This is a genomic window from Nonomuraea sp. NPDC049784, from assembly GCF_040659615.1.
In the GTDB taxonomy this organism is placed as follows: domain Bacteria; phylum Actinomycetota; class Actinomycetes; order Streptosporangiales; family Streptosporangiaceae; genus Nonomuraea.
Genome location: NZ_JBFAMX010000352.1, coordinates 1 through 10,407, shown reverse-complemented (window position 1 = coordinate 10,407; position 10,407 = coordinate 1). Strand labels below are relative to the sequence as shown.

At 70.6% G+C, this 10,407-nt stretch carries 14 protein-coding genes; 4 read left to right on the top strand and 10 right to left on the bottom strand.

The window, feature by feature from the left end:
* The coding region (locus AB0J09_RS42425) for an ATP-dependent DNA helicase (RefSeq protein ID WP_360704189.1) at positions 1 to 962 on the top strand (962 nt) is incomplete at its 5' end.
* Positions 963 to 1,402: 440 nt separating this feature from the next.
* Here the strand turns inward: AB0J09_RS42425 and AB0J09_RS42420 are convergent.
* The 8 genes from AB0J09_RS42420 to AB0J09_RS42385 all read right to left on the bottom strand — a co-directional run bounded on the left by AB0J09_RS42420 (position 1,403) and on the right by AB0J09_RS42385 (position 7,048).
* Positions 1,403 to 2,170, bottom strand: coding sequence for an SGNH/GDSL hydrolase family protein (locus AB0J09_RS42420; protein ID WP_360704187.1), 768 nt, complete (start codon positions 2,168 to 2,170; stop codon positions 1,403 to 1,405).
* Positions 2,167 to 2,601, bottom strand: a complete 435-nt coding sequence (aroQ, locus tag AB0J09_RS42415) for a type II 3-dehydroquinate dehydratase (protein WP_360704184.1) — start codon at positions 2,599 to 2,601, stop codon at positions 2,167 to 2,169. The genes AB0J09_RS42420 and aroQ overlap by 4 nt, the downstream gene beginning before the upstream one ends.
* Positions 2,598 to 3,668: a 3-dehydroquinate synthase gene (aroB, locus tag AB0J09_RS42410; RefSeq protein WP_360704181.1), complete on the bottom strand. Its 1,071-nt coding sequence runs from the start codon at positions 3,666 to 3,668 to the stop codon at positions 2,598 to 2,600. The genes aroQ and aroB overlap by 4 nt, the downstream gene beginning before the upstream one ends.
* 58 nt (positions 3,669 to 3,726) lie before the next feature.
* On the bottom strand, positions 3,727 to 4,227 hold the full coding sequence (locus AB0J09_RS42405; protein WP_360704178.1) for a shikimate kinase: 501 nt from the start codon (positions 4,225 to 4,227) through the stop codon (positions 3,727 to 3,729).
* The gene (gene aroC / locus AB0J09_RS42400; RefSeq protein WP_360704175.1) at positions 4,224 to 5,405 is read right to left on the bottom strand and encodes a chorismate synthase; all 1,182 of its coding nucleotides are present in this window, start codon (positions 5,403 to 5,405) and stop codon (positions 4,224 to 4,226) included. The genes AB0J09_RS42405 and aroC overlap by 4 nt, the downstream gene beginning before the upstream one ends.
* A gap of 43 nt (positions 5,406 to 5,448) precedes the next feature.
* Positions 5,449 to 6,033: an A24 family peptidase gene (locus tag AB0J09_RS42395; RefSeq protein WP_360704173.1), complete on the bottom strand. Its 585-nt coding sequence runs from the start codon at positions 6,031 to 6,033 to the stop codon at positions 5,449 to 5,451.
* 69 nt (positions 6,034 to 6,102) lie between these two features.
* Positions 6,103 to 6,522: a transposase gene (locus AB0J09_RS42390; RefSeq protein ID WP_360704170.1), complete on the bottom strand. Its 420-nt coding sequence runs from the start codon at positions 6,520 to 6,522 to the stop codon at positions 6,103 to 6,105.
* On the bottom strand, positions 6,494 to 7,048 hold the full coding sequence (locus tag AB0J09_RS42385) for a transposase (RefSeq protein ID WP_360704167.1): 555 nt from the start codon (positions 7,046 to 7,048) through the stop codon (positions 6,494 to 6,496). The genes AB0J09_RS42390 and AB0J09_RS42385 overlap by 29 nt, the downstream gene beginning before the upstream one ends.
* Positions 7,049 to 7,114: 66 nt before the next feature.
* Here AB0J09_RS42385 and AB0J09_RS42380 point away from each other — a divergent pair, with 66 nt between their 5' ends.
* Positions 7,115 to 7,285: a hypothetical protein gene (locus AB0J09_RS42380; protein WP_360704164.1), complete on the top strand. Its 171-nt coding sequence runs from the start codon at positions 7,115 to 7,117 to the stop codon at positions 7,283 to 7,285.
* A 62-nt stretch (positions 7,286 to 7,347) separates the two neighbouring features.
* Here the strand turns inward: AB0J09_RS42380 and AB0J09_RS42375 are convergent, their stop codons facing one another.
* On the bottom strand, positions 7,348 to 7,878 hold the full coding sequence (locus AB0J09_RS42375; RefSeq protein ID WP_360704161.1) for an SseB family protein: 531 nt from the start codon (positions 7,876 to 7,878) through the stop codon (positions 7,348 to 7,350).
* Here AB0J09_RS42375 and AB0J09_RS42370 point away from each other — a divergent pair.
* Positions 7,863 to 8,180, top strand: a complete 318-nt coding sequence (locus AB0J09_RS42370; RefSeq protein WP_360704158.1) for a nucleotidyltransferase family protein — start codon at positions 7,863 to 7,865, stop codon at positions 8,178 to 8,180. The two genes, AB0J09_RS42375 and AB0J09_RS42370, sit on opposite strands and share 16 nt — an antisense overlap.
* A gap of 14 nt (positions 8,181 to 8,194) precedes the next feature.
* Here the strand turns inward: AB0J09_RS42370 and AB0J09_RS42365 are convergent, their stop codons facing one another.
* Positions 8,195 to 9,286, bottom strand: coding sequence for a ring-opening amidohydrolase (locus AB0J09_RS42365; RefSeq protein ID WP_360704155.1), 1,092 nt, complete (start codon positions 9,284 to 9,286; stop codon positions 8,195 to 8,197).
* A gap of 167 nt (positions 9,287 to 9,453) precedes the next feature.
* On the opposite strand from AB0J09_RS42365, the gene AB0J09_RS42360 reads away from it, so the two are divergent.
* Positions 9,454 to 10,122: an alpha/beta hydrolase gene (locus AB0J09_RS42360; RefSeq protein WP_360704153.1), complete on the top strand. Its 669-nt coding sequence runs from the start codon at positions 9,454 to 9,456 to the stop codon at positions 10,120 to 10,122.
* Positions 10,123 to 10,407 lie beyond the last annotated feature (285 nt).

Sequence of the window (10,407 nt, the reverse complement as noted above, 5' to 3'; positions counted from 1 at the left end):
GGCAACGCAAGGCCGCGTTCTCGGCGCTGGACGAGGTGCACGACACGGCCGTGCGCATGCTCGAGGCGTACGGCCACGCCTCGGAGACCGACCGCGCCGAAGTGGTCTGGCTCGACGCCGGCACCGACCGTCGCCCGCCCATGCTGCGCGTCGCGCCCCTGTCGGTGAGCGGGATGCTGCGCGACAAGCTGTTCGGGGAGCGCACGGTGATCCTCACCTCCGCCACGCTCGCGCTGGGCGGCACGTTCGACGGGCTTGCCGCGCAGTGGGGGCTGGGCGAGGGCAAGGGCTGGCAGGGCATCGACGTGGGCTCGCCGTTCGACCACCCGCGCGCGGGCATCCTGTACGTCGCCAAGCACCTGCCGCAGCCCGGGCGTGACGGGCTGCCGCAGCAGTACCTGGACGAGATCGTCGAGCTGATCGAGGCGGCCGGAGGGCGCACCCTGGGGCTGTTCTCGTCGATGCGAGCGGCCAAAGCGGCCACGGAGGCGCTGCGCGAGCGCCTGGACGTGCCGCTCCTGTGCCAGGGGGACGACTCGACGATGCTGCTGGTCAAGCAGTTCGCCGAGGACGAGCCGACCTGCCTGTTCGGCACCCTGTCGCTGTGGCAGGGCGTGGACGTGCCCGGGCCCTCGCTGCGACTGGTCATCATCGACCGGGTGCCGTTCCCCCGCCCCGACGACCCGCTGACGTCGGCCAGACAGCGCCACGTGGCGGCCAAGGGCGGTAACGGCTTCATGGCGGTCGCCGCCAACCACGCCGCCCTGCTCCTGGCCCAGGGCACGGGCCGGCTGCTGCGGGCGCAGAACGACAAGGGCGTGATCGCGGTCCTCGACCCCCGCCTCGCCACGGCCCGCTACAGCGGCTTCCTCCTGGGTACCCTCCCCCCGTTCTGGCGCACCACGGACCCAGCGGTCCCCAGAGCGGCCTTGAAGCGCCTGGCAACGGAATCAGCTGACTGACGCCACCCCCGCCGCCTCGGTGTCGCGGCGCGGGAGTTTGCGCGCGGGCGCGCTGCGGGCACGTCGCGGGCACGGGCACGTCACGGGGGCAGCGCATTGCGGGCGGGCGCGTCACGGGTGAGGGCGTTCTTGGGCGCCGGTGCGACGAGAAGCCGTGCGGCGGCGCTCGGCGCAACGCGTGCGGCGAGCAGGGGGACCACCCAACCGGTCAAGTGTGCGCTCCGTAACGGCGCTCAGCCGGTGAAGGGTCAGAGGCCGTTTCCTGGAAGGCAGGCCATCAGCCGAAGTGCGGCGGGTGGCCTGCCCGTGCGCAGCCGTAACGCATGGAGGACCATCGGCCGAAAGGCGGCGGATGGCCCGTGCGCAGCCGTAACGCATGGAGGACCATCGGCCGAAAGGCGGCGGATGGCCCGTGCGCAGCCGTAACGTATGGAGAGCCGTCAGTCGAAATACGGCAGAAACGGGGTGAGGTCGGGGCGCTTGGGAGAAAGGCCGTCGCCGGAGGAGGTGCCGCGGAGGCGGCGGGACATCCAGGGGACCAGGTGCTCGCGGATCCATTGGGCGTCCTCGCGCCGCCGAGCCCGGGGATCGGCGGTCTGCGACGGCCAGTCCTTGCGCCAGTCCTCGAACGGCACCCCCAGCACGTCCAGCACCCGCGCCGCCACCAGCCGATGCCCGTCCTCGTTCATGTGCAGCCGGTCCGCGCTCCACGCCCGCCAGTCGCGCAGCCCCTGCATCGACCACTGGTCCACCAGCCGGCACCCGTACAGGTCGGCGATGGAGCGCACGTGCAGGTAGAAGACGGCGAAGCGGCCGCGCAGCCGGCGCATCAGCGGCGTGTCGCGCGGGTCCACCCCCGTGAACAGCAGCACGTCGGCGCCTCCGGCCCGCAGGTCGCGGACGGCGCGGGCGAGCTGCTTCGCCATCACGTCGGGGTCGCTGCCCGGTCTGAGCAGGTCGTTCCCCCCGGCGCAGAGGCTGACCAGGTCGGGTGCCATGTCGACGGCCAGCGGCACCTGCTCGGTGACGATCTGGTCGAGGAGCTTGCCGCGAACGGCCAGGTTGGCGTAGCGGAAGCCGGGTTCGTCGGCGGCCAGCCGTTCGGCCACCCGGTCCGCCCAGCCACGGTAGTGACCGTTCTGGCCGGGGTCGTTCAGTCCTTCCGTGAAGCTGTCGCCGACGGCGACGAAGGACTTGTAGTGCCTCATGAGGTGGTGTTCAACTCCGCGATAGCGTGCAGCGCAAGGACGTATGACTGTAGTCCGAAGCCTGCGATCGTGCCCGTCGCCACCCCGGCGACGACGGAGTTATGGCGAAACTCTTCCCTCGCGGCGGGGTTGCTGATGTGCACCTCGACGAGCGGGGCCGTGCGCTGGGCGATGGCGTCGCGCAGGGCGTAGGAGTAGTGGGTGAACGCGGCCGGGTTGAGCACGACCGGGATGCGGCCGTCGGCGGCCTCGTGGATCCAGCTGATCAGCTCGGCCTCGTCGTCGGTCTGGCGCACCTCGACGTGCTCGCCGAGCTTCCTGCCCGTGTCGCGACAGAGCGCGGCCAGGTCGTCGAACGTCTCCGCCCCGTAGACGTCGGGCTCGCGGGTGCCGAGCCGGCGCAGGTTGGGCCCGTTGAGCACCAGGATCATGCGGAGATCTCCTTGTAGGCGGCTTCGAGCAGCTCTTCTGCGGGGTCTTCGAGCCGGCCCGGCTTGGCCAGGCCGTCGAGCACGACGAACCGCTGCTTGGCGCCGCGGTTCTTCTTGTCCAGCCTCATGTGGTCGCGCAGGGACTGCCAGGCGTCGGCCCGGTACGTGATGGGCAGGCCGACGCTCGTGAGGATGGACCGGGTGCGCTCGACGAGGTCGGCGCGGCCGGAGAGCCTGGAGAGCTCGGCGGCGTAGACCATGCCGATGGCGACGGCCTCGCCGTGGCGGATGGCGTAGTGCTCCTCGCGTTCGATGGCGTGGGCGAGGGTGTGGCCGTAGTTGAGGATCTCGCGCAGGCCTGCCTCGCGCAGGTCGGCGCCCACGACGTCGGCCTTGATCTGGATCTTGCGCTCGATCAGCTCGCGGGTGTGTGGGCCGTCGGGCCTGGTGGCGGCCTCCGGGTCGGCCTCGACGAGCTTGAGGATCTCCGGGTCGGCGATGAAGCCGCCCTTGATGACCTCGGCCAGGCCGGCCACGTAGTCCCTCTTCGGCATGCCGGCCAGCGTGGAGAGCTCGCACAGCACTCCGGCGGGCGGCAGGAACGTGCCCACGAGGTTTTTGCCCTCGGGCGTGTCGATGCCGTTCTTGCCGCCGACCGCCGCGTCGACCATGGCCAGCAGCGTCGTCGGCACGAGCACGACCTGTACGCCGCGCAGCCACGTGGCCGCCACGAACCCGGCCAGGTCGGTCGTCGCGCCCCCGCCCACGCCCACCACGGCGTCGGAGCGGGTCAGGCCGTGGCGGCCGAGCGCCGACCAGAGCCCGGCGGCCACCTCGACGGTCTTGGCCTGCTCGCCGTCGGGCACGGGCAGCTCGACCACCTCGTAGCCGGCCTCGCGCAGCGCCTCTCCGACCGGGCCGGAGATCTCGGGCAGGGTCTCGGGGTGGATGACGGCGACGGTGCGCACGCCGGGCTTGAGCAGCGTGGTCAGCTCGGCCAGCACGCCGGTGCCGACCACCACGTCGTACGGGCTGTCACCGCGTACGGCGATCCTGGTCGCGCTCATGCGCCCTCCTCCGTCGGTCGCGGGAGCGCGACGCGGCCGTGTTCGATCGGTCGCCGCCTCATGAGGGCAGCCCCTTGATGATCTCGTCGGCGAGCTCCTCGGGCTCGCGCTTGTCGGTCACCACGGTCGCCACCGCGAGCCGCTCGTAGACCGGCCGCCGCTCCTCCATCAGCTTCTTCATCTGGCTGCGCGGGTTGAGCACGAGCAGCGGCCTGGCGGAGGCGAGGCCCACCCGCTGAACGGCGTCCGACAGCCCCACCTGCAGGTAGACGACGTGGTGGCCCTCCAGCAAAGCCTGGGTCTCCTCGTTGAGAACGGCGCCGCCGCCCAGCGACAGGATCCCGTCGTGCTCGGCCAGGGCCCGGCGCACGGCCTCGTGCTCCAGCTCGCGGAAGCGGGCCTCGCCGTCCTCGACGAAGATGTCGGAGACGGGCTTGCCCGCCACGGCCTCCACGTCGGCGTCGGTGTCGCGGAACCCGACGCCGAGCCGCTCGGCGAGCAACTGCCCGAGCGTGGTCTTACCGGACCCAGGAGGGCCGATCAGGACAGCGAGACTCATTTGATCACCATCGAAGACAGGTAGCCGGACAGGTTGCGGGCGACTTCCTCGACGGAGTCGCCGCCGAACTTCTCGAGCGCCGCGTCGGCCAGCACCAGCGCGACCATCGCCTCGGCGACGACACCGGCGGCCGGTACGGCGCACACGTCGGAGCGCTCGTGGTGGGCCTTGGCCGCCTCGCCGGTCTTGACGTCGATGGTGGCCAGCGCCCTGGGCACGGTGGAGATCGGCTTCATGGCGGCGCTGACGCGCAGGATCTCGCCGTTCGTCATGCCACCTTCGACGCCGCCCGCGCGGTTGGTGATGCGTTGCACGCCGTCTTCCGTGGTGTATTCGATCTCGTCGTGGGCCTGGGAACCCGGCCTGCGCGCGGTCTCGAAGCCGTCGCCGACCGCGACGCCCTTGATCGCCTGGATGCCCATGAGCGCCGCGGCGAGCCGGGAGTCGAGCCTGCGGTCCCAGTGGGTGTAGCTGCCCAGGCCGGGCGGCAGGCCGTACGCGAGGACCTCGACGACGCCGCCGAGCGTGTCGCCGTCCTTGTGGGCCTTGTCGATCACGGCGATCATCGCGGCGCTGCCCTCGGGGTCGGAGCACCGCACCGGGTCCTCGTCGATCCTGGCCAGGTCGTTGGGCCCCGGCAGGGTGTCGGAGGGGCTCTTCGCGCCGCCGATCTCGGTGACGTGGCTGACGATGTCGACGCCCAGCGCCTGCTTGAGGAAGCGCCTGGCGACCTCGCCGAGCGCGACGCGGGCGGCCGTCTCGCGGGCGCTGGCCCGATCGAGCACCTGCCTGGCGTCGTCAAACCCGTACTTCTGCATGCCCGCCAGGTCGGCGTGGCCCGGGCGCGGGCGGGATCTGGGCGCGTTGCGCGCGAGGCCCTCGAGCTCGGCCGGGTCGACCGGGTCGGCCGCCATGACCTTCTCCCACTTGGGCCATTCGGTGTTGCCGATGCGGATCGCGACGGGGCTGCCCATCGTGCGGCCGTGGCGGACGCCGCCCACGATCGTGACCTGGTCCTGCTCGAACTTCATCCGGGCGCCACGCCCATAACCGAGCCTGCGGCGGCGCAATGCCTCGTCGATGGCGGCCGTGGTCACCTCCGCCCCGGCCGGGAGGCCTTCGAGGATGGCGACGAGTTCGGGGCCGTGGGACTCTCCGGCGGTCAACCAGCGCAACATGCGTACAAGTCTTCCATGTGCTGCCTAGTGAGATGTCCCGCGTTCACCAGCCGAGACAGAGTGTGGTGAACGCGCCGAGCAGCATGAACGGCCCGAAAGGGAACTGGGTGTGCCTGTTCCCGCGCCTGGTCACGAGGATCGCCACGCCGTAAAGAGCGCCGAGCAACTGCCCGCAGAAGGCCGCGACGACCCAGGCCTGCCAGCCCAGCGCTCCGGCGGCCATCCCGATGAGCCCGGCCAGCTTGACGTCGCCCAGTCCCATCGCCTCCGGCCTGACGAACCAGAGGACCGCGTACACCGCCGTCAGCGCCGCCCCGCCGGCCAGCGCCCTGGGCAGCTCTCCGGTCGGTGCCAGGGCCAGAGCCATGATCGGGTACGCCGGGAGCGTGATCGCGTCGGGCAGCAGGCTGGTACGCCAGTCGACGACCGCCAAGGCGGTGCCGATCAGGGCGAACGGCACGTACGGGAGGCCGAGGCGCCACGCCACGAGCGCGGCCACGGCGGCCGTCACCAGCTCCACGGCCGGAAACCCCCCAGGGAGGCGCGCCGGGCCCTCGTCATAGGAGTCGGCCAGCGCCCTGGTGTAGCGTCCGCAGATCAGCCCGGCCAGCGCCATGAGTGCGACCACGGCCCGACCCTAATGCGCCCCTCCCGCGAGCGGCGCCGCATTCACGATTTGACTTCCTCCCAGGGATAGCTAAAGGACCGGGATTCCCCGTGCCGCTGGCGCGGCATGCTGCCGCGCTCGTGGCCGGGGTGGTTGACGCTTCACAGACCGCCCAATGGCGAGGTCTCCACGTCCTGAGACCGCTAATCCGGCGGCCTTGATGTTCTTGGCGGCGTTCACGTCGGCGTGCTCGACATGGCCGCAGGAGATGCAGGCGAACCGCGCTTGGCTCTCACGCGATGCCACATCCACCACCCTGCACACCGAGCACGTCTGAGACGTGTACGCCGCCGGGACCTTGATTACGTTGCTGCCCGTGTACCGGGCCGCGTTGTTCACCGCGAGTTCGAGCCCGTACCAGCCCTTATCCAAGATGACCCTGTTGAGGCCGGACTTCTGGGCGACCCGCGACCCGGGTTTCTCAATAGTGCCCTTCGTGCTGGCCGTCATGTTCCTGGTCGATGGATTCTCCAGGACGACGGTGCCGTACCGGCTGGTGAGCGTCGCGGCGGTCTGGGCGTTGAAGTCCGCACGGCGGGACCGGACCCGCCGCGAGCGGACGCGACCAGCGGAACCGCACCCAGCCGAGCTTTGGCAGCTTGACCCGGCCCCACTTCCTGCTCAGGCGTTCCACGACGATCTGTTTGGCGTCGGGAAACCGGAACGACGGCGACCACCTGCGGTGGGAACGCCACCGGACTTTGAACGCCCCATGCGTCCTGCATGCCTGATCCAGGTCCTTGAGGGTCTGTTGCAGGCAGTGTGACGGCGCGTCCGCGAGCCAGCCGAAATCCTGTTTGGCGTCTGCGAGCTGCTTGCATTGCTCGGCGTATCCGATGAACGCACCGCGCTGCCGGTAAGCGCGGCGCTGCTGAAGGGCGGTGTTCCACACTGACCGGCAGATGCCGCCGACCTGCTCGGCGTAGACGGCCTGCTCGGGCGCGAACTCGACCCGGTAGCGGCGGCCAGTCAGCATGAAACACCCCCTTCCACGGAAGCCTTCTGATCTCCAATGGTACCATCGCGAATCATGATTGAGCGTATGAGTGTTCGAGAACTCCGAGATCACCTCGGCCGCCGCGTCGATGCCGCCCGCCACACTGGCGAGCACACCATCATCGAGAAGTACGGCGAAGTCCACGCCGTCCTGGTGCCCTACGCCTGGTGGACCGAGCAGCAAACTCCGGAAGGTCAGGGCACGCTCGCGCCCTAGCGGACACTCCCGCGCCGGGCTGACCCCGCCCCGAAGGACGGAGCTTGCGCCCGCCGACTTGGTCAGCGGGCCTTCTTGGAGAACCAGCGGCGGCGGGCGGGCTCCACCCGGGCCACGGTCACTCCGGCGAGCCGATCGGTGGTTCCCGACTCGACGGCCGCGAGTGCCTCCAGCACCGATCCCTCGATTACGAACTGCACCGGCCCCGCCACGTCAACCACGACCGCCGCCGCCTTCTCCTGCACGGCCGCCTGGCACACCTGCAGCGCCGTGGCCTGGATCGGCCGGGCGTCGGGCCGCCACCTGGCCAGCGCGTCCGCGCCGGTGAAGGCGAGCACCGCCTCCCTGCCGTCCGCACCGACGAGCTTGGGCAGCGCCATCTCGCTCTCCTTCTCCTGCCGCAGCCCGTGCGCGCCGACCTCGCTCTCGGTCAGCAGTGCCACCACGGGCACCAGCAGCCTGGCCCCGCTGAGCGCGTTCAGCACGTCGGCGGCGTCGGCCGTACCCGCCTGGTAGGAGGCGAGCGCGGCCGCCACGGCGGGCGCGGCGCGGCCGTCGTCGCGGGGATCGAGAGGTCGTGGGATGCTCGGCACAGCCCCCGAGACTACCTGCTCCAGTCTGGCCAGGACCGGGTAGACCGTGCCGCTCGGTTCTTTGTCGGTCCCGGCTGGTAGACAGTTGCGATGCGGATCGCACGCCTTCCCCTCGACGAGCAGCTGGCGTGCGCCTCACGCCGTCGGGCGAGTGGAAGGTGTACGCGCCCCACCGCGTGGCCGACGCGTTCGGCCTGGTGCTGCGGCCCAATCCCAGGCAGGCGCCCCGCCACGTGTACGAGGCCAAGGTGGCGCGGTGGACCAGGGACTGGCCCGAGCTCACCGCCCTCCCCTGGCTCTGAGGCCATCACCCCGGCTATCCCACGTCGGAGATGGCCGCCACCGGGCCGCCGCCCGAAGGGCCCTGGTGGACGGCGGCCACAGAGACGAAGACCGCCGGGTCGCCCGTGACCGAGGCCGCCACCCCGCCGACCGCGGCCTTGATCTGGCGGTGCCAGTGCACGTCGGAGTCGTCCAGCATGATGTTGCGCCGTCCCCGCACCCGTCCTGACGGGTCGGCCTCGCACTTCATGAACACGTTCACCAGCCGGCCCCCGAGGTCCGAGGGGTGCGGGCGCGCCGGCAGCGACAGCCCCGAGTCTCTGATGGCCTCCCAGATGCCGTCCGCGTCGAGGGCGTCCTTCATGACGCTGTGGCCGATGCGGTAGCGACCGCCGATGCCGCGCACGTTCCCCACCAGCACGATCTGCGCCCGGTCCAGCTCGACCCCCGACGAGCACGAGGCCACGGACGAGTACAGCGACAGGTCCTTGTGGATCTGGTCGGCGCTCGGCATGTCGATCTCGCCGAGCGCGACGGCGATGCCGAGGGCGGTGGTGGAGTTGGACAGGTCCATGGAGGGGCCGGTCTCCTCGATGGCGGTGTCCTGGCCGCGGTTCTTGGCGTCGGTGATGGTGGCCAGGGTGAGCAGCGGCGTCTTGGTCTGTACGTAGTGGACGTCGCGCGGGTCGTCGATGCCGGCGATCTTCATGGCCTCGCGTACGCCGGCCGCGACCTTCTCCACCATGGCGGGCCTGCCGATGTCCTCGGGCAGGATCACGTCGCTCATCGCCACGCCCACCGACAGCCGCGGCTCCTCGGACGGGGGCGCGTCGGCCGTGGTGGCGAAGACAGTGGCGTGCGGGCTGAGCACGCCGTCGGTGCCGCCCGACCACACCAAGGGCACGCTCCCCGGCGACGGATGCCCGTACACCGCCAGCACCTCGCGGAAGGCCCGGTCGGCGAGGATGCGCGTGTAGTCGTTCACGCCGCCGTTGCCCTCGGTCTTGCCGACGATCGCGACCACCCGGTGTGCCTCGATCACCCCGTCGCGGATGAGCCGTGAAAGGCCGGAGGCGTCGGTGACGCTCTCGATGGGCACCTTGCGCACTTCAATCGGGTCCGGCATATGACGCCCCTTCTCCGTTACCGGTTCTCCCCGCCTTGGCGACGCTAGCCGAGTCGGCCGGCGGGATTCATGGTCAATGTCTGCCCACGAACCTCGCCGGGGATGTCAAGGTGCGCTGAGCGGGCAGGACCGAACCTCAAAGCAGGCTGAACGGTATGGTCGCCCGTGTGATTCGCGAAGCACACGTCAACGGGATCAAGCTCGTATACCGCGAGGAAGGCGACCCCGCCTCTCCCCCGCTCCTGCTGATCCACGGCCGGACCGCCAACCACAACGACTGGAACGGCATCACCCAGCACTTCGCGGCCCGCTACCGCGTGCTCGCTCTCGACCTGCGCGGGCACGGGGCGAGCGACTACCCAGGCTCGTACGCGGTGACGGAGATGGCCGAGGACGTCGTCGCGCTGCTCGACCACCTCGGCATCGAGCGGGCCACACTCATCGGCCACTCGCTGGGCGGCGTAGTGGCGTACCAGGTGGCCATGAACCATCCGGAACGCGTCGAACGACTGGTGCTCGAGGACGCGCCGCCGCCGCTCCCCTTCAAGAACCGCCCGCCGATCGTGGAGGACGACTCCACCGGCTTCGACTGGCGCATGATGCACCAGATCGAGCGGCAGCTGGTCGACCCCGATCCCGCCTGGATGGAAGGGCTCGGGAAGATCACTGCGCCGACGCTGGTGTTGTCGGGCGGGAAGCAGAGCCACGTCGGCACGGAAGCGGTGGCCGCGCGAATCCCGGGGGCGCAGCTGGTCACGATCGAGGCCGGCCACCTCATCCACGTGAACGCCCGCGGCCCGTTCCTGGAGGCCGTGGACGCCTTCCTGAACGGCTGAGCTGCCCGATCTCATCGGGTTGTAACCCTGGTGTCACGTTTCCAGGTCAGGGTAGATGCGTGTTTGACATGCACGTGCACCAGCGCCTGAGCAGGCTGAGGCTGATGGCCCCCTCCATCGGCCAGTGCGCTGTCGGCGCCGCGATCGCCTGGCTCGTGGCCAAGGACCTGCTCGGCCACAGCCGCCCCTTCTATAGTAGAGGGCCACGAGCTGGTGGCTCTTCGGGCCTACGACGTCGGCCAGACCGCTCAGGTCCGGAATAGCGTAATCGGGAGGAACGTCGAA